This window comes from Methylobacterium sp. Leaf123 (genome assembly GCF_001423405.1).
Classification (GTDB): Bacteria; Pseudomonadota; Alphaproteobacteria; order Rhizobiales; family Beijerinckiaceae; genus Methylobacterium.
Map to the genome: position 1 here is coordinate 494,482 of NZ_LMNS01000001.1, position 25,644 is coordinate 520,125.

Genomic DNA, 25,644 nt, shown 5'->3' on the forward strand with positions numbered 1-25,644 from the left:
TGAGTCAGGATCGTATTCCGAAGAGTAAGTCGACAGGGAGGTCGATCAACATGACCAAATGGGATCCGATGAAGGAACTTTTCAAAAATAAAATATTCCATGAAATCGCAGATCTGGATGAACGACAGAAAAAGGCGAAATTTCTTAAAGAGATAGCCAAAGACATATTTGATGTAATGAAAAACTCTCTAGTTATAGCAACAGTCAGTTTTGCTTATAAGTCAACAGGAAATGTATTTGTATTCTTGCTATCGTTGTTTCTTTATGGAGCTTTCGTCTTGCACGTAACGGGCGCTCTCGCCGAGCGATGGTCGCCATTTCCATCGAAAATAAAGCGAGCAAACATTATCTACTACGTTATATTAGTGATGATTGCCTCGCTTACATCGGTTTCTGTCATCGTGTTCAACCGAGCTATCGAGAACTTCGTTCTTAGCTATAGTCATGCCAAGCCTACGCCGACGCCGCCATCGAATGTCACGCCGTTACTGCCTAATGCAGGTCAGTAACCATAGCAGGTGGTTTCACGGCTAAGTGCCCGTCTGGGCATCGGTATATCGCCCCTCATCTATCCGGCATGAGATCGAGCGCCACCTCGGCGCGGCCCGCCTCGTCGTCGACGAGGATGTAGACGTGCAGCTCGCGCGCCCCGGCGTCCCAGGCCCGGCCGCGCCAGGATGGGCCTGCCGAGTCCGGAGCGACGTCGACGATGCGGGCGAGCCCGTCGGCCGGGCGCTCGACGGCGAAGGCGAGCCCGGCGCCGGCGCGCACGGGCCAATGGAGGTCCAGCTCGTGCACCTGGACGACGTAGCGGCGACCGGATCGGCCCCGCCAGGCGCTCAGTCTGACCGAGCCCGGTCGATCGAGGTTACAGCCCCGCAGGCGCTCCTCCCGGATCTCCGGGGGCGTAACGCGGTCGGCCTGCAGGTCGCTGCGAACCTGGAGCCAGGCGAGCTGGCGCCTCATCGGACGTTGACCCGCGTCCAGGTGCGGGGACAGCCCTCGCACTTCACCCGCTCGGTGACGATGCCGCGGCACGTCGAGTAGCCCACCGTGCGGGCCGTCCCGTCCGTGTGCTGATGTGGGCAGATGCAGGGGAGTTGGCGCTTGGCCAGGATGGTCTCGCCCACGTCGACGTGCGCCCCGGCGACCTTCGTCGCCGACGCGTTGGCTCGCTGTGTCACAGGCGATTCCCGGAGATGTCAGAGGAAGCCGTCGCCGGCGTGGTTCCTGAACAGCTCGCCGTCCTCGATGTAGCCGAGGGTCGTTTCGAGCTTGGCGTGCCGCATCTGCCGGGCGGTGTGCCGGAGATCGGCGCCGGCATCGCCGGCGGATGTGGCGAAGCCCCGGCGGGTCGAGTGACCGCCGATGACGTTCGGATCGAGCCCGGCGGCCTCGCACCGGGCCTTGAGGATGCGGGCGAACTGGCCGGCGCTGAGCCGGTCGGCCGAGAGCTTGCCGCGATCGGCGCCCCGGAACACCGCGCCCTCTGTGATGCCGGAGGTCTTCAGCCAGGCATCGACCGCGGCCGGCACCTTCAGCTTGCCGTCCGGCACCGAAATCGTCTGGCCCTTGCCGGCTTGGTCCGTCTTCGACCGCTGGAGCCGGATCAGCAGGCCCTTGCGGTGGCGCTCGATGTCCGGAACGTCGAGGGCGACCAACTCGGAGCGCCGGAGCGCTGCCCCGAACGCCAACAGGATCAGCGCCCGGTCGCGAACCGCGGCCAGGTCCTGGCCCCGCGTCTTGCGGATGACCTGGACGACGAGGTCGACCGTCAGGGCCTTCTTCTTGTTCGGCCGACGCCCGAGGGTGTTGCGGATGCCGGCGAGGACCTGGCGCACGTCCTCGCGCCCGGTCGGGCTGTCGTAGCCCTGCATCCGATGCGCCAGCGCGATCGCGGCGGTGCGCCGGTTGATCGTGGAGACGTTCCGGCCGAGCCCGGCCAGATGGGTGAGGTAGCGCGCGACCGTGAGGCCGAGCGCCGGGCAGGCCGTGAGCCCGTGTCCCAGGCAGAAGGCCTCGAAATCGCGCCAGTCGCTCGCGTAGGCCCGCTGGGTCGCAGACGACCTGGACGCTGCCGCGAAGCCGCGGACGGCCTGGTCGAGGTCCTGGAGCGCGCCGACGGCCACCGCACCGCCGGAGATCGGCGCCGGAAGATTATCGTGCATCCGATTAGGCTCCGATCGGATGCCTGAGAACGGCAGTTATCGTGCATCCGCGCTCATCGGCGCCGAGCCGGCCTATGCCGGAAATTTGGGGGTCGATTTGGCCCGGTTTGGCTCAGTCCAAATCCCGCGAGCCCAGGCTCAAGCGGATCGCGCGGACCCGCTCGGCCTCGCGCGCCACGGCGTAGGCGGCGCGGACGGCTTCGGGCGTCGTCAGCATCGAGCGTTGCCCCGGATAGTGGGTGCCGAGGTAGCGCTCGCATTCCTCGATCGTGCGCGGCAGGCTCGACCGGTCGAGGCGAGGAAGCCCCCGGCTCATCGCCTTGGCCTCCGCGTAGTGCACACGATCACCTGGCCGCGGCCGGTGATGACGGAGGCCGGCAACACGGTCGCACCGATGTCGTTCGCGGCGATCTGGTGCTCGGGCAAGCCGACGCGCACGCCGTCGGCGAGCTGCTGCAACCGGCCGAGCAACTCGTCCAGCTCGGCGTGCGGGCGCTCGAAGTTCCGGTCGCCCAGGCGGATGCGTCGGCCGTCGCGCACAAGCGCGTCCAGCTCGCCGGCGAGGGCCGAGAGGTCGATCATGGTGATGCTGTGAGGCTGGCCCGGGCGCTCGGCCCGATCGGGCGGCGCGTGGGCTGGAAACGGAAGCGCCCCGCGGCCGTCTCCGGCCCGGGGCGCGATTCCTCAGTCGGCCGAAATGTAGCGGTTCGACTGCGCAGTCGTCAATCCACGCGTCGAACGATGAAGCGGGCCGAGCCAACCGATGGATTCAGTGCCAGGCCCGACCCGCTTCGCAATCGAGATGTGAACCAACGATGGAGGCGCCTACCATGCCGCCGGTCGCCCGGCCGGGCAAGCCTCGCCGGCCCCGGTTCGGCGTGCTACGTTTGTTCTCATGTCCCGCCGCCGCTCCAAACGCTTCCTGTCCGAGGAAGACAAACTAAGCTTCCTGGCGAAGGCCGGCGAGCTGCGCACGTCCTGCGTCGGGATGCAGGCGCGGGGGCCGATCAACGATCCGTTCTACGCCTCCGTCTCGAAGCTGATGGAGGCGATCGACGGTGTCGCCGAGGTCGTGACCTGTCGCCGCGAGCACTTCTACACCATGGCGCACAGCTCACCCCCGACCGGCCATGGGCCGTCGGCGTGTCAGGCGACCGCGGCGGAAGAGCCCGCCTCGTTGTCGGCCTTGGGCGCCGACGGCGTCGGCCGCTGCGGCGGCGAGTAGCCCCACAGCTCGGCGAGCGCGCCGAGGCCGCGGCGCAGTCGATCGAGGGCGACGGCATTGGCGGCGTGGACGTTGTTGCAGCCCACCTCCCGACCCGCCTCTTCGAGATCCGCCTCGAGGCAGACCACGGCGTTGACCACCTTCCAGTCGCCCGCGTGCATCGCGGCCTCGGCGAGGCGCAGCGCGCGCCGGTTGCTTTCCATCGTCTCGGAGATCGGCACGCGGCTGGACGGGTGTCCGCCGCCCGTGCTGTTCAGGTCGTTCGCGGCAAAGCCGGATAGGCCACCGAGATAGTAGTGGTTGCGGAGCTTGTCGCCGGCATCGTGGAGCTGGCTGTTGCGCGCGCCATCGTCATCGAGGCGCCCGCGGGAATGGAGCCGGTCGAGCGGCGCCGAGGCGAAGCGAATCACGCCGTCGATGCCAAAGGGCGACGCCTTTCCGATGATCTGTGTCCGGCGCGTGCCGATATGCATCGCCACGGTGACACCGGCCTGCATCAGCCGTTCCGGCGTCGGGCCGTTCTCTGAAAGAGTGTGCGTGGGAACTTGCTTCAACGCCGCCTTGCCGGCGAGCGTAACAGACTTGGACTTGCGACGACCGGACACCGGAAGCACCCCTATTAAGGCAGTCGTGTTGCTGCCTGTTTTGGAGGGGTCGAGCATGGCCGCACCACTGTCAAGTGGCCAAAGCAGCACCGCTTCTAACTCCTAAGCTGCTGTCGCTATCGAGCGAATGCTCAAGGTTAAGTAGCGTCGTGATCCGCTGTATTGCGGCTTGCCGGTGGCGTAGCGCCGTGGTGTAGGGCAGGCCGCGCTGGCGGCAAACAGCGCGGAAAGATTCGCCTCTAGCCTCGCACCACACCCAAAGCTTCACCGTTCGCCTCTGATCGGGATCTGCAACGAAGCGATCAGGCCACTGGAGCGGCTTATCGTGCCACGGATTCGGCAAGCGCCGGTCGGCTTGCTGCGCTATGATCATCCATCGTGCGACCTCTTCCTTCGCCATCGACATCGCTTGCAGCACACCTGAAGACTACCACCGCTACTAGATCGAACGTTGAGGGCAATGGTAAGTCGTTGCGGCGCCTCCACCCGTTGAACGTGGTTCAGTCACCGGGCACGCTCAATACGGGTATCAAATGCAAAGCAGTGCAAATTTGTACGAAACTGACAATATTTATTTGCCGACGAAGCTTGCGTAGCTAAATTTGAGATAAACCACACAATATGACTTTATCGCGCACCGATCATTTAAATAACGATATTTGCAATGGAGGATCAATTATAATGAAAATACATCGAATGATAATTTCGATATGACTTCGTGGTGATGGGAGGTATCGAGGAGTTATAGATGCCCAATCCGGATAGCTTTGAGCAGGACGAATTCCATTGGATCCGAAAATTTTCCGTTGACCTAGGGTCATTTTTCGCATCTGAGTTGTATCAGGTGGCCTCACACTGCTGAGGAGAAAGAGCGGGGGATGGCGTGCAGATAGAGGGTCAAAGTTTGGATGCTGTACTGCATAGACTGTATCGTACATTGCTTGAGCAAGGCCAATCGCAGGGTGGGACACGGGGAGCCAACCTTGAAATTCTTGGCGTATCACTCCGCATATCGAAGCCACGCGCCCGTATTAGCCGATCGGAAAATCGGGGCAAACCATTTAGCGCCCTTGGCGAGTTGCTTTGGTATCTTTCCGGGTCAGACACATTAGACTTTATCGCACCATATGTTCCACGCTACGCTGAAGATGCTGTGGGTGGGCTCCTCGAAGGCGCCTACGGCCCAAGGCTTACGCGAATGCGGGACGGCATTGATCAGTTTGGCAGCATTGAAAATTTGTTGAAACAGCGTCCCGGCTCTCGTCGCGCTGTAATTCAGATTTTCAACGCCGAAGACATCGCCACTCACCACAAAGAAATTCCCTGCACTACAACGTTGCAGTTTCATATGCGGGGCGATCTATTGCATATGTCTGCTACGATGAGGTCTAACGATGCTTATTTCGGGCTGCCTCACGACGTTTTTTGTTTTACGATGATCCAAGAAATGATGGCTCGACGTCTGGGCGTCGAGATAGGTGAATATATGCAATATGTCGGTAGTATGCATGTCTATAATAAGAAGTTGGACGACATGCGCGCTTATGTAGAAGAGGGTGTTCAGCAGACCATCGAAATGCCGCCAATGCCAACTGGCAACCCGTTTTCGCTGATAGCAAAGTTACTTGATGTGGAAAGCCGTCTGCGAGCAGGCGAAGCGCTCGATGCATCTAAAGAAATGGGCGATCAATACTGGGCTGACATTGTGCGGTTCTTGCAAGTTTTTTGGGCGCGAGAGTGGGAGGTCGATTATCCGGGCCGCCTAAAGGAATTACGCGCAGAACTTTTTACAAAAACCCTTCGCCCTTACGTCGACGGCAGGATGCACCTCACGGCAAAAAGGCGTAAAACTGCAGGCATCGGCGAAATTATCGCAACGAATGGTTGAGGTGACAAAAGTGTGGCCGTCCAGAGAAGTAGAACGACTGCGCATTATCAACGAGCTCAATGCCGCAAAGGCACCGCGCGCCCTAAAAGGGTTGCCTGACCAAGCTTCCGTCGAGACACTGGCCCTTCAGTTTATTGCAAGCCTCCGGCGCGAGGATTACTATCGCCACGTCCAAGCTAAACCGATCTCAGCGTATCGGTCGAATCCGAACCACCCTGCATTCGACGCGGAACGCGCTGTGGCCTTCCATATGCAGCAGGCTAATATAGATGAGGCTGGCTGGTTGATATTCCTGATGACACACTTCGCGCGTCGCCCAGATACCGGTTGGCTGCGGCTGCAGGATGTTTATGGTCGCCGCGGCGCTGGAATATGGGATTGGCCGACCGTAACCGCTGACCCAGCAGCATTCTATGAATGGATTGCTGTCAATTGGGATGGTATACGCGGCGCTTTTGGAAACCATCGAAAGTATGAAAGTCTAAGACCAACAGCCAATCGCTCCATGTCGCGTGCAGTAGCTGATTACTTGCAATGGATTGGCCCAGAAGGTCATAAAGCCTTTTTTGTCAGCAGTGTGCGTGCCGCGGGTAATAACCCCCAAACCATATTCGATTACATGTACCATCGAATGAAGATCATATCATTTGGGCGGCTTGCAAAATTTGATTATCTTTCTCTGATAGGCCGATACGGTCTTGCACCGATTGCGGCTGGCTCAGCGTATCTCGATGGCGCTACTGGGCCCGGTAGAGGTGCGCGACTCTTATTTGACGGAAACCCGATCAGCAATTCGGCTAACCACGTACTTCAACAAAAACTCAATGACCTAGATGTCAGGCTTAAGGTCGGTATGGAGGTGATGGAAGACGCGCTGTGCAACTGGCAGAAAAGTCCACAGCGCTTTATACATTACAAGGGTTAGTATGCCCGCTCTGCCGTGCTCAGTCTAGCAGATGATCAACCTGCTCCCACTTCCATCGACGCTTTAGATAATTAAGCTGGTCTTGCCGGATCATTCCCCGGTGTTGCATTTGGCCAACGGTCAAGCCAGGTGCTACGCCAACTCTTACACTAAACCGCACAACTTTTTCGCGAGCTGGTTCTAGTTGCTCGAATTCGTCGACATTATTATTAGGTACGATGCAGCGTGATGCAAACTGATTAGCCTCCCGTTCAACTTCGTCGCCATCATCCATGTCTGCGTCGACGAATGCACACGCTCCATGCAGCAGAAGGTGCCCAATCTCGTGGAAAACAGTGAACCAAAATTTGTCGTCAGACAGGCCGCGAAAGCTAAGTAGGATCATCGCCTTATCTGGCCCGATCATGCGGCTTGCTCCAGAGGCTGGGCAACCCAGCGGTGCCCGTTTAGCAACGACAGCGACACCTGCTTCGGAGCACAACTCCCTTAGCTTCGGTAGGAACAGATTTGGGTGTTTGACTTTAGATAGCTTGCGGATTTCGTCCAACCGATCTTGTAAGTTGCCAGCGCTCCACGAGCGGGTGTCAACTAGATCGGCAGATAGCTCGCCCATGCGTAGCCACATCAAAATTGCAGCGTCGTCAGAAGTGAACGCGGCGGATTTTCTAAATAGCGTATCGGAGCAGATCCGCCCGTAGCGTGCTTGCCAAGCCTTCAACGTACCAACATTAAAGAATTTAAGCCGACGCTGCACCTCAGCACGACGCTTTTCTGCCGAGAGTCGGCCGCGCGGCCTTTCCCCTGGAACCGGTAGCAAAAGCCAGTCGTCACCCTCAGATGCGACGGCAAGATCGACTGCGCGCTCGAGAGCTACCTCGTAGTTTTTCTGTCTTTTCAGCCAGAACGAAACGGTGCCGCCGAGGTGCTCGGCCAAAGCCGCTGCCTGCCGCTCATCGACGGATCCAGTGCCATCAAGAAGGCTACGTAACGTAGCCATCCCCCCGTGCAAATGATCGGCAACATCCTTTGCCGCCAAGCCACGCCTGAGCATCAACGCACGCAGCGAGTCGCCGGGCATCGAAAACCAGTCGGGCGTGAACTCATGTCCCTGCTTCACGGGCACCTCGAAATTGCAACTAGCTTCAATCGGGTCACACTGGCCCAAACGATCCGTCCGTCAGCATTCCGACCGAAGCGCGTTCCGACTACAACGAGGGTCGCGCGGTAGTCTGAACCAATCGCCACGATAAGAGAATCGTGCACAGAAATCTCAGCGTCCTCGCTTAAGAAGTCAATCAACTCATGAGCGTTTTCGAAAGCATTGGCGTCAGATATTAAATTAATCAATGCGCCTGCGCTAACGGTTCCAAGCGTGTGCTCGGCGCGCTCCAAATTAACGCACAGATCGTGCAGCGCGTCATCTTCGAAAGAAATATTGATCAACGCGCGATATCTCCCGCGTGATCGTTATCGACGCGAAGTATGTGCCGATATACTGGCGACCGTTCGTCCCGTAGCATCATTGAGGCAGCGGTGATCCCTGCTGCTTTGACTGTTGCTTGGCGCGGATCTGGTCAATTCGGTCCCAGTTTCGATCCAGCTCCTGCTCGCCCGCCTCGGCCATGTTGATGCCGGAAGCGCTGCAAAGGGCAGCCAAAGTCACCAGTACTCCGCCGACTTCTTGGACCGGCTGGCCAGACGGGCGCCTAAAAACGTAATCAACGAGCGCCACGGCGTCGGCGCGCGTGCATCCGTTAGCTTGGGCTAATTCTAACGCCTCTTCTAAGAAACGATGTGTGCGCTCATTACGATCGAGTCGGATAGACTGCGGGAAGCAGGCTTCAAGCCACTTTTCGACTTGAAGCTGATAGGAAACAATTTCCGTGGTCACCTCGCCCCCCTTGAACTTTGGTAGGCTTATATCACGAAGCAATACCATTTCTAGGATATCAAAACGGTTCAAGCGTCGCGCTGGCGGTATCCACACGCGATCCCCAGGCTGCCATTCTTCTTCTTGGACCCTTAGCAATGGGTGCGATTAGATGATTTCCTTTGCGAGGTCCGCGGCAGACTGTACGCCGAGCGCAATGTCTGACCCTTTTTTGGCGTCCTAACCAAGCCTTATCTATTTCCAAATCCCCTACACGCCGGCCGCGCCCCGTTGGCCGCCGGCGGCAGCTCGCTCGGGAAATGCCAGCCCGGATTGGCGTAGCCCGGCTTCGACGTGGTCGCGCAACGGCCTTCACCCCGCGCCCGACGGAAAGCCATCCAGGCGCTCCACGCCGGCGTCCCCTCCTCCACGAACACGCGGGTCGCGCCGATCGGCGCCGCCGACGCCGCACAGGGCCGAGCGTTCTCGAATCGGCGGGTGCGCAGCCAGGTGTGCAGCGCCTTCGACGAGCGGCCCGGGTGCTTGGCGAGGTGCGCCGCGTAGCTGCCGGCCGCGGTCACGGCGAGATCGCGATCGGCGTCGGGCAGGGCGGCGAAGATCCGCTCGGCCATGCTCCGGTCGGCATCGAGGCGCCCGCCCTCGGGGAAAGCCGCCCAGAGCCGGGCGAAGTGCTCGGCCGTCAGCGCGGTGAGCCGTCCCGGTGGCGATCGCCCGGCGGCGGTGATGCGCTCGGCCGGTGCCGATGGGGATTTACTCCGGAATTGTTTTTGAACCGCGCCTGCCCCCCCGCTGGGGGGATGGGGGGATTCTTTTCTGACGGTTGAATCTGACGGATTCTCTATGGGGGTGACAGGGGAGTCACCCTCCCCGGTGACAGCGTTGTCACCCTCCCCGGTGACGGACAGGCACCCCTCACCCGAAAGATGGGGTGTCCCAAAGTCACCCCTCAGACTAGGCTTTGCCGATCCTGCGCCGTTCTGGTCACCCCTCACCGAACGCTCGTTCCGCCCGGGCACGTCTACGTCCGGCAGGTGCAGGATGTAGCTGTTGGCCCGCTGTCGTCCGGACTTCGGACAGTGCCCATTCTGGATGGTGATGACGTCGAGATCCTGGAGCACCCGAAGCTTGCGCTGCACCGATCGCTCCGACTGCGAGCAGGCCTGCGCGAGTTGCTTGATCTTGGGGTGCGCCTCCCCGGTGTGCCGGTCGGCGTAGTCGGCCAGTACCATGGCGACGAGCTTCGCCACGCCGTCGGGGATGTCTTGCTTGATGACCCAGGAAATCGCTTCGATCGACATGGTGGGCGCCTCTTGGCGGGCCCTTTCAGGCATAGGGGAAGCGTTGCGCCGCGAAGCCTTGCCGGCTCCGGGCACGCGAAAGCCCATCGCCGGAATCGCGGGTCGCGCGCGGCGTTGGGCTGATCGAGGGGAGGGGGGACTGCCGGCCGCGCCCGATGGATCGGGCAAAGCTTCGCCAGTCGCCTGCCAAGGGGGGCCTTGAACAGGGCGCGAGCGGGAGGCTGCGCGGAATCGGAGGTGCGCCGCCCGGGGGCAAGCGGGCGCAGTTCGCCGATTCAGCGCGCGACGGCGGTCATCGTTCCTAGGTCGGTGGAGGGGGGCCGCGGACAGGCGGCCTTAGGCGGGGGCGCGGTCTCATTCCGCGGCCATCGCCGGCATGGCCGGCGCCTCGGTGTAGAGGTTGGTGAAGTCGGGCCGCGCCTGGCGCTGGAAGGCCTCGCCGTAGGGGCCGGGGCTCGCCGCGCGCACGAGGTCGAAGAAGCTGTCCGGCTTCTCGCTATGCCGGCCGGGGGCGCCCTCGAACACGTTGGGAAGGTCGGCCCGGGCCAGCATCAGCCCGCCGCGTGTGGCGAAGACGCAGTACTCGTCGAGGGTCCGGAAGTAGCGGCCCATCGAGAAGGACGCCTTCCGGAACGTCAGCACCTGCTTGAAGTCGTAGCCCCACCCCTGGACGAGGCGCACCGCCATCGGGAGGAAGGGCCCGGGCGCGTGGCAGTAGATGTGTCCCTCGTCCAGCGCCCAGGTTTCCACCGGCACCGCCGCGATCTCCGGCTCGGTCATCGTGGCATAGGGCGGGCGTTGGTTAGGGGAGACGCTTTCGTCCTGCCAGGGCGGATCCAGGACCAGCGTCGCGAACCGGCCTTGCGTCGGGGCTAGGCGCCGGACCCGCTCCAGGTCGACAAGCCGGCGCATCCGGTTCGAGGCATCGTGGATGTTTTCGGAGCGCTCGAGGTACTCGACCACCGGGCCGAACAGGTCCGGATCGCGCTCGGCCGCCTCGTAGATCGCGTTGCACTTCTCGGCCAGGACACCGGAGACCCCGGCGAGCTGGCCGATCTGCTCACGCACGCGGCCGGCTTCGAGCCTCGAACCCCCGGATAATTTGCCGAGGGTACGACCGGAGCGAATGCGGCTTTCGGCCTGCGCCCGCTTCGTCGGGCCGAGCACGAGCCACAATTCTCGAATCTGGCGTGGAGAGAGACGCGCGCGGTTACGCATACGGACGCCTGATAGGAATCGAATCGGATTCGGAGTCTCAGTCTGGCGGGAGGGAGCGTCCCGCCGGCCGCTCATGCGCGGCTGCGCCCTGGAAGGCCGGGGGCCCGATCCATCTTGGGCGGGCTCATAGCGCCGCCCCGAAGTTAATCCCGCAGAACGCCCACCGTCCGGTGTTGGCCTCGATGGCGGCGCGGGTGCGCGCCAGCTCGCTTTCGAGATGGGCTTGGTCGGCGAGGATTCGCGCGCCGGCGAGCCAGCGCTCGTCCGCGTCGGGCATCACCGCCGCCAGCAGCTCGGGCCCGTAGGCGATGACGCAGAGCAGGAAGTTGCGCCCGTTGGGCAGGCTCTCCCGCACCAGCATCTTGTCGACGCTGTCGAAGGGAATCCCGGTGAGCGCGGCGCATTGCTCGGCCGGCTTGTGCGGGTGCCGCGCCCGGATGAACGCCGCGAAGGCCTCCGGCCGCACCGTGAGGCGGCGTGGAACGGGCCGCGGCGTCATTCCGATTCCGCCGTCCTGTCGGGGATCGGCTGCACACGCTTCCGCGAGCGGCCGGGGGGCCGCGCGGAGCGGATCATGCCCCGGCGGCATCACCAGATCGAGCGCGGCCGTCAGTGCCGAGACGGCCGCGGCGGCTTCCTCGGGCAGAGCCTGGACGCGGGCAAGGGCCGCGGCGAGCTGTGCGCCCACCGCCTCGCCGGCCTCGGCGGTGCTGCGCAGCGCGGCGTCGGCATAGTCGGCCACGCCGGCGTAGAGATCTGCGAACCAGGACGATGGGGCGGGATCGCTCATCGCGCCCTCGCCGCGATCAGGACCAGCACCGACGCCGCCGCAGCTGCCAGTGCGATGCGTCCGGCTTCGACGAGGGCGCGACCGCGCTGGCGCGACCGAAGGGCGGAATCGAGACGAAGGATGAGCGGCAGCGCCGCAAGCAAGATCGCAAAAGCCAGGACGAGGGCCGGGATACGCATCACAATGCTTTCACGAATGGGCTTTGAGCGCATTATTGCGTCACTGAGAGGCCGGATAGATATCTGGCCTAAGCTCGTGGCGACTGATTCCGAGCTTTTTTTCCAAGTCGAGTACCATCTCTGCCGGCACCCTGTGTTTCTCCCAGCGCATGAATGTAGTCTTGTGCACGCCGAACAGCTCCGACGCCTTCTCAAGCGTCATCTTCGATCTGGCGCGGTATGCTTTCAGTGGGCTGAGAATCGCCATGCAGCCGAAGTTGCATAATACGCAACTGACGGTCAAGCGGATGGTTGCGCTCCGGCCTAACGACGGCTGTCTGTCCCCATGGCACTCGTTGCAGATGTTGCTAACGAGGATCGACCCCATGGAGTCGTTGCCGCCTCGGCGGCACTTTATCCCCGAATGGGCGATGAAGTCCGGGTTGCGACGCGCTGATGTAGCCCGCGCGACCGGCGCCGATAAAGCTACTGTGACACGCTGGTTCCGAGGAACCGCACCGCAAGATCAATATCTTATGACGCTCGCATCGCTGTTCAACGTAAGCGTGCCGGATCTGTTTCGGCACCCGGATGACGTTTGGGTTTCGCGATTCCTAGAGGGTAGAAGCGAGACTGAGATCGAGCGGATTAAGAAGACGCTGGAGGCCGCCTTCCCAAAAGGGGTTGCGTCCTAAGCAACTTTCTCCTTGACGTTCGGTTGCATAAACCGCAACTTTAGGCCCGGCGCATGTTGCGCCGGAGGCCTTCTTAGTGTCGGCGCATGCTGCACCTCATCCCCATGCCGGCCAGCGGGTAACGGTCGCATCCGGCTTCTACGCTGGCACCACGCGCGAGGTCGTCGATTGGTACGACCGCGTGACCGGTCGTCCGTGGAGCGAAAACGGCGTCGAGGACGCCCGCACCCACCGCTTCGCCTTCCGCGCCGCCTACGACCGTCTGCCGCTCGATCAGGAAGTGGTCCTCGTTCACTTCCATCGCGGCGAGGGCGCGCTCCTCCACGCCACTGAGTTGGGCGAACCGGCCTACGCCCTTGCGCCGATCGGGGCGCGCTCATGAGCCGGCACGTCCTCGTCGACTTCGATCACTGCCGGATCGTGCTCGGGTTCGACCATCCGCTGCGCTCCCTGTTTGGCCAGGTGTTCGACCCATCCCGTGACGAAGGCAGCGCGATCGACGGCTGGCCGACGTCATCCGGCCTTGGTCTGCGTCGCCCGATCGGGGACCAAGGCCAATTCGATGCGGATCTCACGGAGCTGTCCATGTGGGCGCTCGACTGCGATCGGCTCCCTCATGGCCTGTGGCAAGGCTCGGCTTGGACCCGCCTGAAGGGCCTGCAACTGCTTCTGCTCGCGGAGTGGCAGGGCGGCGAGGATCTCTTCAGCTTCCCCGCTCCCGACAACCTGCGCGGCCCCTTCCATCCGATTCCGAAGGGGCGGTCATGAGCAACGCGTCCGCCATGCTCTCGGCCGACGTGCGCGCCGCCGCCGCCGCGATCGCCAACGCCCGCGCCGGCCGGCGCGGCATCCCGGCGGTGACCAACATCCTGGATGTGCTGCCCGAGGATCTCTTCGCCGAACTGGTCGAGGATGCGCGGGCCGCGATCGGCGCGGCCGACGCCGCCCGCCAAGCCGCAGCGAGCACACCGAAGCCACGACGCCGCGGCCCGGTCTGCGCGAGCGACGCCGAGGCCCTGCGCCTCGATCTCGGCGCCGGCACCCTTCTGATCCTCACCCGCGACCGCGCCAGCCGCGCCAAGGCAGCACTCTCGGCCGCCGGCGCCGAGACCGCGCTCCTCGAGCACGACGAGGCCCACGCCATGTGGGTCGCCATCGCGGCCTGCCTCCGAACCTTCCCCGACGAACAGGAGCCGACCTCGTGATCCAGCGCGCGCGCATCAAGCCCGTCGAGCCCCTGGCCCGTCGCCTCGTCCGCAAGCCGCCCGCCGCCCGGGCGAGCCGGGGTGCGGCGATCGCCGCCCTGCAGGCCGATGGCGAGTTCCCCTTCGAGGATATCGAGGATTCGATCGACCTCGTCATGTCCCGCGCGGCGCAGCTCGTCGTCGCCGCCGCCTCCGACCGCCCGTGGGCGCTCCGGCTCGGGCACCTGCGCGACCTCGTCTCGCTGTGCGTCGTCGCCGGCGGCATCGTCTACGGATGGGGTGTCCTGTCGTGAGCCGGCCTGCCGCCTTCGTCGCTGACCTCGTGAAGTGGGACGGGGGCTTGAACAAGGACGTCGCCGTCGTTGGCGTCGCCATCGGTCTCGGCGAGATCCACCACTTCTTCGAACAGGTGGGATACGCGCCCGGGCTCGTGCACTACCTCACCGCCCCGGCGCTCGCCCCGGCAATGCTGATCCTGCCTTGCCGCCGGCCGCTGCATCCGGAGCGGGACTTGGACGTCGCCGGCGAGGCCGCGTTCGATCTCTTCGAGCGCTACGTCCGCGATCAGCTCGCCGCCGGCGCCTCGCCCGCGATCGAGGCAGCGATCGCGCTACGCCTCGCCGATCTGTCGGCGGCCGTCACCGCCAGCTTCGAGCCCGGCGAGCCGGAGGCGTCCGCCGATGGCCTATGACTCGATCCGCCAGCGCTACCCGGGCGCGCCCTGCGCCCTCGGCGTCCGCGTGCGCCTCACGGAGACCGGTGAGGCCGGCACCATCGCCCCGCGCCGCGCCGGCGACAACGGCCTGCGGGTGAAGGTGGACGGCTGCTTCCTGCCTGTCGCCTGCGACCCGCGCCATGTCGAATACCTGCGCGCGCCCGTGGTCGCGATCGGGGATGGGCGCCGGTGATCCCCGTCGCGCCCCCGATCGGCGTGGCCGACGTGCCCGGTGGCTACCTCGTGAGCCTGCCGCCGCAGCTCGCCCTCGTGCTGTCGCTGCGCCGCGCCTTCCGCAAGGTGCGCGCCGCGGCCGAGCCCTGGACCTACTTCGTGCCGGGCCCGGCCAAGCGGCTCGGCGAATGGCTTGCCGAGGTCGAGCTGCGCGCGCTCACCGAGCGCCGCCGGCGGGCATGGAGCGCCAACGACGCCGAGTGGGCGAGCGCGATCGCGCCGGCGCCCGCGGCCGAGGCGACGGCCGCCGTCCCGTTCACCATCTCGCTGCCGAAGAAGCGCACGGCCCGCCCGCTCCTGGAGCTGCTGCAGCACCTGGCCGCCGGCGAGATCCTGATCGCCGAGTCCGGCCGCTTTCACCTTCACCCCTCCGGACGGACGGCCCCGGCCGGCGTCGCTCGCCGCGCCATCGAGCAGCGCCTGATCGTCCCGAGCTGCGACGGGCTGTTCGGCCCCGACTGTTCGCAGAGCTGGCGCGCCCCCAAGCAGGAGGAAACCGATGCAGCAGCGGAGCGAAGCGGCCCGGGTTGCCCTAAGGCAGGTGCAGAAGGGAAGGCTGATCGACCCTCGGCGGTACGAGGCTCTGCGGCACGCCGGCCTCGTCGATCAATGCCGACGGGGCTTCAAGGCGCGCCGGTGGCTGACGGAAGCCGGCGAGCGGTTCCTCGCCGAAGCCGAGGCGTAGAAGCCGAGGCCGCCCGGTGATGCCGATCTCCCGCGAGCGTCAGAAGCTCTATCCCGGCGGATCGATCCGCTCCGTGGTCTGGATCCGCGAGTACCGCGAGCCGACGCTGGCGAGGGCCGGGTGGCGTTGCGAGGGCACGCCGCAGCGGCCGAACTGCCGCGCCGAGAACGACAAGCCGCATCCCGAGACCCAATCGTTCGTCGTGCTCACGGTCGCGCACCTGGATCAGAACCCGGGCAACAACGATCCGGCGAACCTGAAAGCCCTCTGCCAGCTTTGCCACAACCTGTGGGACTCGATGTCCCGCACCAAGAACGCCAAAGCCACGCGCGCGCGTAAGCTTGGCGAGGGAACTCTCGATCTGTTCATGTGCGACGGGATCCGCATCGATGCCGGCCGCCGATAAGCGATTCAGTGCCTTGCCGCTCGGCATGATCCCGCTCGGTCTCTCGCGGGTCGTGGCATCGAGCTACGTCGGTGTCTCGCCATCGACATGGGACAACATGGTCGATGACGGCCGGATGCCGAAACCGAAGCGAATCAATCGCCGACGGCTATGGGATCGGCGGGAGGTTGAAGAGGCGTTCGCGCGGCTTGATGCTGCTGGCAGCGACTCGGGCACCCCGCCCAGCCCCCAGGATGACGACGACTGGGAGAACGTCGCGACATGAGCGACGGAACGACCATGCCGAAACGGCTGCCGAAAGGCTGCATCGAGGACACAGACCGTCACGGCAACGTGCGGGTCTATTTCCGGGCGAAGGGACGCCCGAAGATTCGGCTGGCCGGTATCCCGTGGTCCGAGCCGTTCATGGAGGCCTACCGCGCCGCCGTCGAGGCGCGGACGGTGACGCCAGCACCGGCGGACAAGCCCGTCGCGCGCTCGGCCACGACACAGGGCACCTGGCGGTGGCTGTGCGAGCGCTACTTCGTGGCGCCCGAGTTCACCGGTGGGCTCGACCCGCGCACCCGGAAGGTCCGGCGCGCGCTCCTCGAGGCAACCTTCGTCGAGCCGATCGCGCCGGGCTCGACGAAGCTGTTCTCGGAATTTCCGATCGATCGCATGACGCCGAAGGCCATCCGGGTCCTGCGCGATCGGCGGGCGGACAAGCGGGAGGCGGCAAACGGCAGGCTGAAGGCCGTGCGCCAGGTCTTTGCCTACGGCATCGACGCCGAGCTGGTGGAGGCCAACCCCGCGCGCGAGGTGCCCTATCTGATCGGCAAAACAGAAGGCTTCCACACCTGGAACCTGGACGAGGTCGCGCAGTACGTCCAGCGCCACCCGCCGGGCACGAAGGCCTACCTCGCGCTCGCCCTGTTGCTGTTCGTTGGGTGCCGGCGCGCGGACGTCGTCGCGCTCGGCCGGCAGCACATCCGCAAGGGGTGGCTGCGCTACACCCAGCACAAGAACCGGAACCGCTCGCCCGTCACCCTCGATCTGCCGGTGCTGCCGATCCTGCAGCGCGCGATCGACGCCATGCCGGCGGACAAGGCCGCCGAGACGACGCTCGCCTTCCTCACCACGGAGTATGGCAAGGCGTTCACAGCCAACGGGTTCGGGAACTGGTTCCGGAAGCGCTGCACGGAAGCCGGCCTCCCGCATTGCACCGCCCATGGCCTGCGCAAGGCCGGCGCCGCAATCGCGGCCGAAAACGGCGCGACCGAAAATCAGCTCATGGCCATCTACGGCTGGACCAACCCGAAGCAGGCCGCGCTCTACACGCGCAAGGCACGCCAAAGGGTGCTAGCCGGCGGCGCGATGCATCTGATCAACCTCGACGGCTCGAAGGAGCCGGAGGTCCCACCGGGAACGGGGGTTGGGGAAAGTGGGACTTTGTTGGCCTCTAAGTAACTGAAAGTACTGAGGCTGGAAATGACTATGGTGCCCAGGGACGGAGTCGAACCGCCGACACTGCGATTTTCAGTCGCATGCTCTACCAACTGAGCTACCTGGGCATCCGCCGCGTCGCGCTGCGTCGTCGGCTGGCGGGGGTATAGTGAAGGGTTTTGGGCCTGTCCAGCCTTCCGACAACCGAAGGCGAAGCTTTTTTGCCGGGTGCGGATCTCAGCCTCAGTGCGAGCGATTCTCGTCGTCCGAACGGGGCGGGTAGGACAGCTCATCCTCCTCCGGCCCCGGAATGACGTAGCGCTCGCCGAGCCAGCGTCCGAGGTCGATATCGGCACAGCGAGGCGAGCAGAACGGCTTGGTTTCCTGCCGTGCCGGCTTGCGGCAGATCGGACAGGTGGCCAGGGGCTTGTCTGCCGCCGTCTTCTTCACCGGTTGACTCATGTGGCCGCTCCCCAGGCGCCGCGCACGGGAAAGCCCTCTCCTTCGAGCAGGCTCATCGTCTCGTATAACGGCAGCCCGACCACCGCGCTGTGCGAGCCGACCAGCTTCACCGCAAAGGCCGCCGCCAAGCCCTGGATGGCGTAGCCGCCGGCCTTGCCGCGCCACTCGCCCGAGGAAAGATAACCCTCGATCTCGCGGTTCGAGAGGCGCTTGAAGCGCACGCGAGTCTCGACCATGCGCTCGCGGCGCCGATCCTTCGGGGACAGGATGCAGACGGCGGTATAGACGCGATGCGCCCGCCCCGAGAGCAGCCGCAGGCAGTCGGCGGCTTCGTCGAGCAGCTCGGCCTTGGGCAGCACGCGGCGGCCCACGGCGACCACGGTGTCGGCCGAGACGAGATAGGCCTCGCGCAAGTCGTCCCGACGCCGCGCTGCAGCCTGGGCTGCCTCCAGCTTTTCCCGGGCGAGGCGGCGGGCCAGGTCGCGGGGCGATTCGGATTTGCGCGGGGTCTCGTCGATATCGGCGGGCAGGAGCGCATCCGGCTCGATTCCGACCTGTTGCAGCAGCGCCAGCCGGCGCGGAGAGGCCGAAGCAAGCACGAGGGGCGGTCGCGCAGGCCCCCCGGGAACCTGCGGCTTCAGGGCGTCGGAAGTGAGAAGCTCGTTCATCGGCGAGGTCTTACGCCCAAGCCCGGTGGTACCGCAACGCAGTGTCACGCATCAGACGGCGTCGGAGGCTTGCCAAGGGCAGGGCGGCCGTCTAAGACCCGGCACATTCCACCGGGCGTCGATGCGGCGAACCGGATGTGACGCCGCAATAGCTCAGCTGGTAGAGCACCTCATTCGTAATGAGGGGGTCGGGGGTTCGAATCCCTCTTGCGGCACCACTCTCCCCCCCCTCTGCGATTTTCTGCGCTCCAGCGATGTTGGATCGGGATTTCCCGTCGATCCGCTGGCGAGCGCGCTCTCACTCCGTGGCGCCAGATCGGCTGGCCTGCAGCGAAACGCAGGTGCGCACCATATCACTTAGCGTGAGATCCTTGGTGTCGCCGATATTGGCGACCTCTTCCAGGCAGCGCATGAAATAGCCGCTGTCGAGGCCCGGCGAGAGCGTGCTCATCGATTTGCCGACGCGGTTGGTGAAGTCGATCTTCTCGCTGGCCCCAGTACGCGGCCAAAGCGAGGCCTTGTCGTCCATTTTCAGACGGGCTCCCGCCAGCGACGGGCTGACAAGCGTCAGCATTGCCAGGATACCCATTGCGGTCGCTCGGCCCATCGTTGCGCTCCCTGTCGTGGCGTCGGACGTGTTGCCGACCGACCGCGGGCCCAACGCGAGCGCGCTTACCGACGTTGCATCGGGCTTCGCATGCGCGACGAAATTAAACGATTTCTCAGAGACTTACTCGCGGCACTGCCGGCCCGGCGCGTCGGGATCCTGTTCGGCGCCGGGCCGGCCTTCTCGGCTGTGCTATTCTTACCGCGAGCTGCCGCCGCCGCTGCCGCCGCCTGCGCTGCCCTGCGGGATGGCCCGCTCCGGCTGCCCGGCATTGCCGCCCGCCGCCGAATTCGTGGTGATGGTGTCGGCTCCCGTGGCGCCGGGGGCGATGATGTAATCGACGGTGTTGCCGGTCGTGTTGGTCTGGCGCTGGATGATCGTGCCCGGCGGGAACGGGCCGCCGGGGAGGCCGGGAGGGCCAGCCTGCGCGGTCGCTGCGCTTGCGCCGAGGCAGCTCAGAACGGTGAAGGTGAGGGCGATGCGGTGCATCGAGGGACTCCTGAACGAAACGGCGTCTTCGCACGCCCCGGAGGCCTGCGAAGGATCAACTCTCCGCAAGGCAAGTCCCCCATCGGCCATGCGGTTTCCCGAGGGGCCTGCGGCGTGGTGACGACACGCGCAGGCCTCCGTGTTCGAGCGTCCCGGTGCGCAGTTCACCACGCGATCGTGTAGGCGACCTCCAACGAGCGCGGGCGCCCGAGAACCCAGGCGGTGCCGATGCCGTTCACGGCGCTGCCATCGACCGCGTAGACTTTGTCGAACAGGTTGAAGACCCGCAGCGAAAGGCGGGAACCGGCCGTGACCTGATGGTCGAGGCCGAGATTCACCAGCGTGTAGGCCGGTCGCAGCGCGGTGTTGCCGAAATCGGAGAAGACTTCGCCGACATGCTGGAGGCCGACGCGCCCCTCCCAATCGCGGGCGAAGGCCCAGTTGACCCAGAGATTGGCCACCTGCTCCGGCACGTTGATCGGCTGATTGCCGGCATAGGAGACGGCAACCCCGCCGACATTCTGGGTGAAGTCGTCGTACTGGGCATGAAGCAAGGCGAGGTTGGCATCGATACGCCAGCCGGGGGCGGGGAGCCAGGAGAGCGCGGCCTCCGCGCCGAGGGAGGATTGCTGGCCGACCTGGATCGAGACCGTCGGCTGGCCCGGAACCGCCGAGATCAAGTTATCCTTGACGATGCGGTAGCCGGCCAGCGTCCATTCCACGGCGTCGCCGAAGACGACGCCCTTGGCGCCGAGTTCGACTTGGCGGCCGGTCGAGAGTTCGAAACCGGCCAATGATTGCGAGAGGCTGATCAGGCTGTTCACCGGATCCGTCGCGGTGGCGTATTGCGCGTAGAGTGCTGTGTCCGGCATCGGCTCGTAGAGCAGCGCGAAGCGATAACCGAGGGCCCGGAACGAGCGCTCGAAGGTTGCGCCGCTGCGCAGATCCTCCCGGTCGAGACGCGGCGCGTCGAAGCGCACGCCGCTGAGGAACGACAGCCGGTCGGTGAGGAACAGCCGATCCTCGGCGAAGACCGAAGCCTGGTTCGTGCGCGTGGCGTAGGCCGGACTCGCCCGCCCTCCTGGCGGGAAGAAGCCCGGATCGTAGTCGTTCAGGGGCACGCTCGTCGGCGTCTCGGAAAAGGTGAAGTTGTTGGTGTGGCGGAAACTGACGTGGTTCATGTCGAAGCCGGCCGAGAACGTGTTGGCGAATCCGAGAACGGCACCGCGGAAGGTCGCGTCGAACCGATTCCCGACCTGTTCCTGGCTATGGTAGATTTCGAGATAGTCGGAGCGATCGACGAGGCCCGTTGCCGGATTGAAGCGGTACTGTTCGACGTCGCGCCAATGCCGGCGGCTCTGGAGGCGGTAGGCGGTGTTGCGCACCGTCACATCGGCCGAGGGGGTCCACTCCGTCCGGAACTGCGTCCAGTTGTCGGTCCAGGCGATCTTCGAATCGCGGACGTTGTAGTTGTTGAAGCGGATGGCGTCGGGGACCCGCCCGTTCACCAGCGGCGTGCCCCAGTAGCGGGTGGGCTCTTGGTAGCCGAGATCGTGGCTAACCGTAAAGGCGAGATCCGGATTCGCCTGGAGCGTCAGTGCGCCCGAGACCGCGAGGTTGCGGAAGTCGCCCTCCGGCGTGATCCAGCCATCGGCACGGTTGCCGCTGACATTGAGGCGGTAGGCCACGGATTCGCCGATCGGCCCGGTCGAATCGACCGCCGCACGGGCGATGCCGTCCTCGCCGAGCCCGAAGCGGGCGACGTTGAGGGGCGTGAACAGCGGCTTCTTCGAGACGACGTTGACGATGCCGCCGATGGCCCCGTCCCCGTAGAGAACGGAAGCTGGCCCACGCAGCACCTCGATCCGCTCCACGTTCCACGTATCGAACGGGAAGGTGACGGTGTTGGCGCCGACATAGAGCCGAGTGCCGTCGAACAGGGTCTGGATCGAGTTCGCCCCGGCAAAGCCTCGGGCGGTGAAGAAGCCGAGTCCCGAGCCCGGCGAGCCGAAGGCGGTGATGCCGGTGCCGTTCTGCGACACGGCGTCGAGCACGCTGGTCTGACCGCGCAGGCGGATGGTCTCGCCCGAGATGATGTCGAGACTCGCGGGCGTTTCCATCGGCGTGAGGCCGAGACGGCTCGCCGAGCGCGACGGCGTGCGCAGGTTGAGCCCGACCGGCGAGGATTGCGTCAGGCTCGGCGTCCGCAGAGATGCAGCGGCGTCCATGCCGACGGCGTCGGCCGGGGCGTTGGTGGGCAGGCCGATTCCGGCACCGCCTTGCACCGCGATCTCATCGAGATGCGTCTGGGGTTCTTGGGCCCGAACCGGGCCCGACAGGGTGAGGGGAAGTAGGGCGACGGCGGACAGGAAGGACCGGCCGCAGACGCGGCGGTGAAGGGGGGACATGATGGAAACGATGCCTCGGCAGCGACGGTGGTACGTCACCGCGACCGAGGCCGATCCACTGCCGGCCATGGGCCTTCAGCGTTTCGACACCTGCTGGGACACCCCGCCCGGCATGGCTCGCGTGTGACCACGGCTGACGGCAGGTCTCCTGGCTCGCGGGTCGTCGCCCTCCATCGTCTTCCCAGGCGAGGCATGCCCAGTGACGTGGTGATGGGGGGCTCTCCGCTCACAGTTGCGGGGGCAGCCGCGGGATCGAGCCCGAAAGCCCTCCACCGCGTTCCCTTTTGATCCCTTGCGGGAACCGTCAACGGCCAAGCTATGGCCAAGGCGGCGCTGCGGTCAATGCGCTTAGGACGCTCGTGTGAGCGGCGATCCACAATCGCGGACCAGAGCGCGGGCAAAGCCGAACGGTGGCCAAAACAAAAAAAGGCCGCCCCGAAGGACGGCCCGAAGTCTAGGGAGGAAACGCCCAAGAAGGGCTGCAGGACCGCGACGCCATCGCGATCCGGCATGGCCATGATTTCTCACGTTGCACTGCACAAAGCAATTGCCGGCGCGTCGGATCGGGCATGCATTTATCGCATATGTTAGTTCCCGATCTCATCCGCTCCGGCGGAGCCATTCGGCCGGCCAGGGGTTTCGGTCCTCCGGATGCTTCCTCATGGATGCCAGATATGCCCCGTTGGATGTTCGCTTTCCCCGTCGTGCTGATGATCCTGGCAGGGCTCGTCGTCTTCGCCTTCACGCGCACCGGCCCGACCGACAACCAGAACACTCACGCTCCGGCGACCGGCCAGACCCGCTGACGCTGATTTCCCGAACGTGCCGGCCCCAAGGCCATTCCGGCCCGCAAATTGCGAAGTTTGCGCGGTTAGACTCGTTCGGTGGGGTCCTCCATGCGGATCGGATGCGTTTTCACCTTGAGCGGCCTTTTGCTTTCAACCGGGGCTCACGCACTCGACGCGCATGCGGACGCGGCGGTCTTCGCGGCGACGGCCCGGCATCATGTCGGTGAGCGCGTCACGCTCGATCACTGTCACCTCGTCTATGCCAGGGATGACGAGATCACCTGCATCGGCCTGATGCCGGAGGATGCGACGGGCAATGTCCGCTTGGCCGGCAAGCTTCTGATCCGGGTCGCGACCGCGGAGACGCAGGGCCGCAGCCGTGCCCTCGCGCTGTGTGCCGGTGGCGCGCTCGATGAAGCCTGCGAAGTGAGCGTGGCGGGCGAAGTGTTCGATGCCTCGCGTTCGTTCGGGCTCGACGAGGCCCGTCTGATGGGTTTGCGCGAAGCGACGATCTGCTGGCCGGACTGAGTCCGGTGGAGCGCTGTCGCGCTGGAACGTGCGAGAGCTGATGCGAGGTCGATTTCCTGCGGTGGACCGGCGTGAACCCTCGGGGGTCTAGTGCGTTCGAACCCCAAGGGAGTTTGCCGATGATCACTCGTCTGTCGTTCGCTGCGGTTCTGGTCGCGGCCCTCGCCACATCCGCTGCCGCCGAAGGGCCGGCGCAGACCGGCACCGGAGGTGGTCCGACGTCGACCATCTACGCGCCGAACACCTCCGCTGTCGGCCAGACCATGCCGCCCGCCGGGGCGGGTGGTGCACCGCGCGGCGCGGGCAATCCCGACCGCGAGACCGCCATGGAGAAAAAGGACGACAAGATCGACACAGGCATCTGCATCGGCTGCGACAAGTAAGCGTCTCGCCCGAAGCTGCCGCCGCGCTGCCGGGACCGGACGGCGGGCGAGCATCTTGTGGAGCGCCTCACATCCGACGAACTGAGGCGCAGCCTTGATAGAGCCGCGCCCGGTTCATTCCGACCAGCGCAGCGCCGCGGCGGCGGCCAGGGTGCCCACCACCGCCGCGATCAGGCTCAAGGCGGCGAGCACCGTCAACGGGGTCGTGAACGGCACCGTGCCGCCGAGCGCAGCCTCGGCCGCCGAGACCCCGAAGATCAGGGTCGGGACCATCAGCGGCAGCACGATGATGGCCAGGATCAGGCCGCCCCGGCGGATGGTGGCGGTCAGCGCTGCGCCGACCGCGCCGATGAAGGCCAAAGCCGGCGTGCCCAGGGCCAGCGTCAGGGCTGTGGCGCCCATGGCCTTCGGGGAGAGGGCCACCAGCAGGCCGAACAGCGGCGAGGCCAGCGCCAGGGGCAGGCCGGTGGTGAGCCAGGAGGCCAGAACCTTGGCCAGCACCACTAGCTCCAGCGGCACGGCAGCGCCGGTCATCAGGTCGAGGGAGCCGTCCTCCTCATCCGACTGAAACAGCCGGTCGAGACCGATCAGGGTGGCGAGCACCGCTGAGAGCCACAGGATCGCGGGGCCGATCCGCGACAGCAGGTTCATGTCGGGCCCCAGCGCGAAGGGCACCAGCACCACGATCATCAGGAAGAAGACGAGCGAGAGCGCGCCCGAGCCGCCGACCCGGGCAGCCAGCTTCAGATCACGGGCGAGGAGCGCGGAGAAGGCCCGGATCACAGCCAATCCTCCGCCTCGGACGCGGCTTCAGGGGTGGCTTCGGGCACTGCCGCTCCGATGCGCAGCTCTCGGGCATCCTCAAGGCCGAGGGTTTGGTGCGTTGCAGCAACTACGAGTCCGCCTTCGGCCCGGTGGCGTCCCATGAGCTCGGCGAGAACCCCCTGCGAGGCGAGATCCAGCGCGGCGGTCGGTTCGTCGAGGAGCCAGAGCGGGCGGCGGCAGACCAGCAGGCGCGCCAGCGCCACCCGGCGCCGCTGACCCGCCGACAGGTAGCCGACTGGCAACCGCGCGACATGCGGCAGGCCCATGGCCTCCAGAGCCGCCTTTGGGGAGGCAGCGGGATTGCCGAGGAGATCGCGGGCGAATTCGAGATTCTCGGCGGCCGTCAGCGACGATTTCAAACCGTCCCGGTGCCCGACCACGTGCAGACATTCCGGAAGATTCGCCTCGCCGATGCCCTCGGCGCGGATGGTGCCGGCATCGGGCTTGAGGCGGCCGGACAGCATCGTGAGCAGGCTCGATTTGCCCGCGCCGTTACGGCCGGTGACCATCAAGCCTTCGCCGGGTCCGAGCGAGAAGGAAAGGCCGGAAAAGATACGGCGTCCGGAGCGGCGACAGGCCAGGTTCTCGACGATCAACCGCACGGATCGGCCTTCGATGAGGGGGAGGTCCGCACGCTTCGTCTCGGTCCTGGCTGTGGGATGTCCTCACGTTGCGCGAGGGGGAAACCGGGACATCCCGCGGGGGAGAGGCCGGTCTCGTACGGCCTATAGCGGATCGTTCGACGGCGCGCGAACCGCTCGGGCCACCGACGCATTGATTCGGTGATGCCGAAGGGCGGTTTCGCAGGATGGCCGACCATGGATGCCGAGACGGCCCCGCGGGCTCCACCTCACTCGTCCGAAGAGGCTTTGGCCCGCGATCCCGCCGCCATCGCCGGGCGCGTGCAAGTGGAGGCGCGGCTCGCACGCCTGACCCCGGACCAACGCACAGCTTTTTG

The 25,644-nt window shown here is 65.0% G+C and carries 39 protein-coding genes, 2 tRNA genes and 1 riboswitch; of the genes, 19 read left to right on the plus strand and 22 right to left on the minus strand.

Annotated elements, in window-relative coordinates:
* Window positions 1-50: 50 nt before the first annotated feature.
* Window positions 51-509: a hypothetical protein gene (locus ASF53_RS25505; RefSeq protein ID WP_156635326.1), complete on the plus strand. Its 459-nt coding sequence runs from the start codon at window positions 51-53 to the stop codon at window positions 507-509.
* A gap of 55 nt (window positions 510-564) precedes the next feature.
* Here the strand turns inward: ASF53_RS25505 and ASF53_RS02095 are convergent, their stop codons facing one another.
* The 5 genes from ASF53_RS02095 to ASF53_RS02115 form a co-directional block, all read right to left on the minus strand.
* On the minus strand, window positions 565-966 hold the full coding sequence (locus ASF53_RS02095) for a hypothetical protein (RefSeq protein WP_056192994.1): 402 nt from the start codon (window positions 964-966) through the stop codon (window positions 565-567).
* Entirely contained in the window at window positions 963-1,184 is a 222-nt protein-coding gene (locus ASF53_RS02100) for a hypothetical protein (protein WP_056192996.1), read from the minus strand. The genes ASF53_RS02095 and ASF53_RS02100 overlap by 4 nt, the downstream gene beginning before the upstream one ends.
* 18 nt (window positions 1,185-1,202) lie before the next feature.
* Entirely contained in the window at window positions 1,203-2,168 is a 966-nt protein-coding gene (locus ASF53_RS02105; protein WP_056192999.1) for a site-specific integrase, read from the minus strand.
* Between the two features lie 112 nt (window positions 2,169-2,280).
* Window positions 2,281-2,484: a hypothetical protein gene (locus tag ASF53_RS02110; RefSeq protein WP_056193002.1), complete on the minus strand. Its 204-nt coding sequence runs from the start codon at window positions 2,482-2,484 to the stop codon at window positions 2,281-2,283.
* Complete coding sequence (locus ASF53_RS02115) at window positions 2,481-2,750, minus strand: hypothetical protein (protein WP_056193005.1); 270 nt, start codon at window positions 2,748-2,750, stop codon at window positions 2,481-2,483. The genes ASF53_RS02110 and ASF53_RS02115 overlap by 4 nt, the downstream gene beginning before the upstream one ends.
* A 313-nt stretch (window positions 2,751-3,063) precedes the next feature.
* Between ASF53_RS02115 and ASF53_RS02120 the strand changes: the two genes are divergently transcribed.
* Window positions 3,064-3,393: a hypothetical protein gene (locus ASF53_RS02120; RefSeq protein ID WP_056193008.1), complete on the plus strand. Its 330-nt coding sequence runs from the start codon at window positions 3,064-3,066 to the stop codon at window positions 3,391-3,393.
* On the opposite strand, the gene ASF53_RS02125 is transcribed toward ASF53_RS02120, so the two are convergent.
* Complete coding sequence (locus ASF53_RS02125; protein WP_156635328.1) at window positions 3,315-4,055, minus strand: hypothetical protein; 741 nt, start codon at window positions 4,053-4,055, stop codon at window positions 3,315-3,317. The two genes, ASF53_RS02120 and ASF53_RS02125, sit on opposite strands and share 79 nt — an antisense overlap.
* 847 nt (window positions 4,056-4,902) lie before the next feature.
* Here ASF53_RS02125 and ASF53_RS02130 point away from each other — a divergent pair.
* On the plus strand, window positions 4,903-5,886 hold the full coding sequence (locus ASF53_RS02130; protein WP_286134053.1) for a thymidylate synthase: 984 nt from the start codon (window positions 4,903-4,905) through the stop codon (window positions 5,884-5,886).
* A complete protein-coding gene (locus ASF53_RS02135) occupies window positions 5,879-6,811 on the plus strand; it encodes an alpha-glutamyl/putrescinyl thymine pyrophosphorylase clade 3 protein (protein WP_286134054.1) in 933 nt (310 codons plus the stop codon). The genes ASF53_RS02130 and ASF53_RS02135 overlap by 8 nt, the downstream gene beginning before the upstream one ends.
* A 19-nt stretch (window positions 6,812-6,830) precedes the next feature.
* On the opposite strand, the gene ASF53_RS02140 is transcribed toward ASF53_RS02135, so the two are convergent.
* The 8 genes from ASF53_RS02140 to ASF53_RS26220 form a co-directional block, all read right to left on the minus strand.
* Window positions 6,831-7,928, minus strand: coding sequence for an ImmA/IrrE family metallo-endopeptidase (locus ASF53_RS02140; RefSeq protein ID WP_156635330.1), 1,098 nt, complete (start codon window positions 7,926-7,928; stop codon window positions 6,831-6,833).
* On the minus strand, window positions 7,925-8,254 hold the full coding sequence (locus ASF53_RS25510) for a hypothetical protein (RefSeq protein WP_156635332.1): 330 nt from the start codon (window positions 8,252-8,254) through the stop codon (window positions 7,925-7,927). The genes ASF53_RS02140 and ASF53_RS25510 overlap by 4 nt, the downstream gene beginning before the upstream one ends.
* A 76-nt stretch (window positions 8,255-8,330) precedes the next feature.
* A complete protein-coding gene (locus ASF53_RS02145) occupies window positions 8,331-8,774 on the minus strand; it encodes a hypothetical protein (protein ID WP_286134055.1) in 444 nt (147 codons plus the stop codon).
* 158 nt (window positions 8,775-8,932) lie between these two features.
* Window positions 8,933-10,000: a helix-turn-helix domain-containing protein gene (locus ASF53_RS02150; RefSeq protein ID WP_056193024.1), complete on the minus strand. Its 1,068-nt coding sequence runs from the start codon at window positions 9,998-10,000 to the stop codon at window positions 8,933-8,935.
* Window positions 10,001-10,354: 354 nt separating this feature from the next.
* Entirely contained in the window at window positions 10,355-11,068 is a 714-nt protein-coding gene (locus ASF53_RS02155) for an MT-A70 family methyltransferase (RefSeq protein WP_162242216.1), read from the minus strand.
* Between the two features lie 274 nt (window positions 11,069-11,342).
* Complete coding sequence (locus ASF53_RS02160) at window positions 11,343-12,008, minus strand: hypothetical protein (protein WP_056193031.1); 666 nt, start codon at window positions 12,006-12,008, stop codon at window positions 11,343-11,345.
* A complete protein-coding gene (locus ASF53_RS02165; protein WP_156635336.1) occupies window positions 12,005-12,220 on the minus strand; it encodes a hypothetical protein in 216 nt (71 codons plus the stop codon). The genes ASF53_RS02160 and ASF53_RS02165 overlap by 4 nt, the downstream gene beginning before the upstream one ends.
* Window positions 12,221-12,227: 7 nt before the next feature.
* Window positions 12,228-12,434, minus strand: a complete 207-nt coding sequence (locus ASF53_RS26220; RefSeq protein ID WP_200943160.1) for a YdaS family helix-turn-helix protein — start codon at window positions 12,432-12,434, stop codon at window positions 12,228-12,230.
* A 163-nt stretch (window positions 12,435-12,597) separates the two neighbouring features.
* On the opposite strand from ASF53_RS26220, the gene ASF53_RS25520 reads away from it, so the two are divergent.
* The 11 genes from ASF53_RS25520 (at window position 12,598) to ASF53_RS02220 (ending at window position 17,552) form a co-directional block, all read left to right on the plus strand.
* Window positions 12,598-12,861: a helix-turn-helix domain-containing protein gene (locus tag ASF53_RS25520; RefSeq protein ID WP_286134090.1), complete on the plus strand. Its 264-nt coding sequence runs from the start codon at window positions 12,598-12,600 to the stop codon at window positions 12,859-12,861.
* A gap of 76 nt (window positions 12,862-12,937) precedes the next feature.
* Complete coding sequence (locus ASF53_RS02175; protein ID WP_056193041.1) at window positions 12,938-13,243, plus strand: hypothetical protein; 306 nt, start codon at window positions 12,938-12,940, stop codon at window positions 13,241-13,243.
* The gene (locus ASF53_RS02180; RefSeq protein WP_056193044.1) at window positions 13,240-13,629 is read left to right on the plus strand and encodes a hypothetical protein; all 390 of its coding nucleotides are present in this window, start codon (window positions 13,240-13,242) and stop codon (window positions 13,627-13,629) included. The genes ASF53_RS02175 and ASF53_RS02180 overlap by 4 nt, the downstream gene beginning before the upstream one ends.
* Window positions 13,626-14,066, plus strand: a complete 441-nt coding sequence (locus ASF53_RS02185) for a hypothetical protein (RefSeq protein WP_056193047.1) — start codon at window positions 13,626-13,628, stop codon at window positions 14,064-14,066. The genes ASF53_RS02180 and ASF53_RS02185 overlap by 4 nt, the downstream gene beginning before the upstream one ends.
* Window positions 14,063-14,359: a hypothetical protein gene (locus ASF53_RS02190; RefSeq protein ID WP_056193049.1), complete on the plus strand. Its 297-nt coding sequence runs from the start codon at window positions 14,063-14,065 to the stop codon at window positions 14,357-14,359. Before ASF53_RS02185 ends, ASF53_RS02190 begins: the two co-directional genes overlap by 4 nt.
* A 47-nt stretch (window positions 14,360-14,406) precedes the next feature.
* The gene (locus ASF53_RS02195) at window positions 14,407-14,757 is read left to right on the plus strand and encodes a hypothetical protein (RefSeq protein WP_156635338.1); all 351 of its coding nucleotides are present in this window, start codon (window positions 14,407-14,409) and stop codon (window positions 14,755-14,757) included.
* Window positions 14,747-14,974: a hypothetical protein gene (locus ASF53_RS02200; protein WP_056193055.1), complete on the plus strand. Its 228-nt coding sequence runs from the start codon at window positions 14,747-14,749 to the stop codon at window positions 14,972-14,974. The genes ASF53_RS02195 and ASF53_RS02200 overlap by 11 nt, the downstream gene beginning before the upstream one ends.
* Window positions 14,975-14,997: 23 nt before the next feature.
* Window positions 14,998-15,720 (plus strand): hypothetical protein, encoded by a 723-nt coding sequence (locus tag ASF53_RS02205; RefSeq protein WP_156635340.1) that lies wholly within the window; start codon window positions 14,998-15,000, stop codon window positions 15,718-15,720.
* Complete coding sequence (locus tag ASF53_RS26225; protein WP_056193060.1) at window positions 15,720-16,106, plus strand: hypothetical protein; 387 nt, start codon at window positions 15,720-15,722, stop codon at window positions 16,104-16,106. Before ASF53_RS02205 ends, ASF53_RS26225 begins: the two co-directional genes overlap by 1 nt.
* Window positions 16,090-16,371, plus strand: a complete 282-nt coding sequence (locus ASF53_RS02215; RefSeq protein WP_056193063.1) for a helix-turn-helix transcriptional regulator — start codon at window positions 16,090-16,092, stop codon at window positions 16,369-16,371. Before ASF53_RS26225 ends, ASF53_RS02215 begins: the two co-directional genes overlap by 17 nt.
* Window positions 16,368-17,552, plus strand: a complete 1,185-nt coding sequence (locus ASF53_RS02220; RefSeq protein ID WP_286134056.1) for a tyrosine-type recombinase/integrase — start codon at window positions 16,368-16,370, stop codon at window positions 17,550-17,552. Before ASF53_RS02215 ends, ASF53_RS02220 begins: the two co-directional genes overlap by 4 nt.
* A gap of 28 nt (window positions 17,553-17,580) precedes the next feature.
* Here the strand turns inward: ASF53_RS02220 and ASF53_RS02225 are convergent.
* The 3 genes from ASF53_RS02225 to ASF53_RS02235 form a co-directional block, all read right to left on the minus strand.
* Window positions 17,581-17,656, minus strand: a tRNA-Phe gene (locus ASF53_RS02225).
* Window positions 17,657-17,771: 115 nt separating this feature from the next.
* Window positions 17,772-17,990: a DNA gyrase inhibitor YacG gene (locus ASF53_RS02230; RefSeq protein WP_056193066.1), complete on the minus strand. Its 219-nt coding sequence runs from the start codon at window positions 17,988-17,990 to the stop codon at window positions 17,772-17,774.
* Window positions 17,987-18,658 carry a Maf-like protein gene (locus tag ASF53_RS02235; protein WP_056193070.1) on the minus strand — a complete coding sequence of 224 codons (672 nt, stop codon included), beginning with the start codon at window positions 18,656-18,658 and terminating at the stop codon, window positions 17,987-17,989. The genes ASF53_RS02230 and ASF53_RS02235 overlap by 4 nt, the downstream gene beginning before the upstream one ends.
* Before the next feature lie 142 nt (window positions 18,659-18,800).
* Here ASF53_RS02235 and ASF53_RS02240 point away from each other — a divergent pair.
* Window positions 18,801-18,876: transfer RNA gene (locus ASF53_RS02240), tRNA-Thr, on the plus strand.
* 80 nt (window positions 18,877-18,956) lie between these two features.
* Here ASF53_RS02240 and ASF53_RS02245 read toward each other — a convergent pair.
* From ASF53_RS02245 to ASF53_RS02255, 3 genes are all read right to left on the minus strand, one after another.
* Complete coding sequence (locus ASF53_RS02245; RefSeq protein WP_286134057.1) at window positions 18,957-19,247, minus strand: hypothetical protein; 291 nt, start codon at window positions 19,245-19,247, stop codon at window positions 18,957-18,959.
* Between the two features lie 216 nt (window positions 19,248-19,463).
* Window positions 19,464-19,754 (minus strand): hypothetical protein, encoded by a 291-nt coding sequence (locus ASF53_RS02250; RefSeq protein WP_056193076.1) that lies wholly within the window; start codon window positions 19,752-19,754, stop codon window positions 19,464-19,466.
* Between the two features lie 164 nt (window positions 19,755-19,918).
* Window positions 19,919-22,162 carry a TonB-dependent receptor gene (locus tag ASF53_RS02255; protein WP_056193079.1) on the minus strand — a complete coding sequence of 748 codons (2,244 nt, stop codon included), beginning with the start codon at window positions 22,160-22,162 and terminating at the stop codon, window positions 19,919-19,921.
* On the opposite strand from ASF53_RS02255, the gene ASF53_RS26485 reads away from it, so the two are divergent.
* The 3 genes from ASF53_RS26485 to ASF53_RS02265 all read left to right on the plus strand — a co-directional run bounded on the left by ASF53_RS26485 (window position 22,161) and on the right by ASF53_RS02265 (window position 23,861).
* Window positions 22,161-22,289 (plus strand): hypothetical protein, encoded by a 129-nt coding sequence (locus ASF53_RS26485; protein ID WP_286134058.1) that lies wholly within the window; start codon window positions 22,161-22,163, stop codon window positions 22,287-22,289. The two genes, ASF53_RS02255 and ASF53_RS26485, sit on opposite strands and share 2 nt — an antisense overlap.
* Window positions 22,284-22,483: riboswitch (cobalamin riboswitch) on the minus strand. (Overlaps the previous gene by 6 nt.)
* 575 nt (window positions 22,484-23,058) lie before the next feature.
* The gene (locus ASF53_RS02260; RefSeq protein ID WP_056193082.1) at window positions 23,059-23,478 is read left to right on the plus strand and encodes a hypothetical protein; all 420 of its coding nucleotides are present in this window, start codon (window positions 23,059-23,061) and stop codon (window positions 23,476-23,478) included.
* Between the two features lie 119 nt (window positions 23,479-23,597).
* Window positions 23,598-23,861: a hypothetical protein gene (locus tag ASF53_RS02265; RefSeq protein ID WP_056193085.1), complete on the plus strand. Its 264-nt coding sequence runs from the start codon at window positions 23,598-23,600 to the stop codon at window positions 23,859-23,861.
* Between the two features lie 114 nt (window positions 23,862-23,975).
* Here the strand turns inward: ASF53_RS02265 and ccmB are convergent, their stop codons facing one another.
* Window positions 23,976-24,644, minus strand: a complete 669-nt coding sequence (gene ccmB, locus ASF53_RS02270) for a heme exporter protein CcmB (RefSeq protein ID WP_056193088.1) — start codon at window positions 24,642-24,644, stop codon at window positions 23,976-23,978.
* A complete protein-coding gene (ccmA, locus tag ASF53_RS02275) occupies window positions 24,641-25,288 on the minus strand; it encodes a heme ABC exporter ATP-binding protein CcmA (protein ID WP_056193092.1) in 648 nt (215 codons plus the stop codon). Before ccmA ends, ccmB begins: the two co-directional genes overlap by 4 nt.
* Window positions 25,289-25,644: the final 356 nt, after the last annotated feature.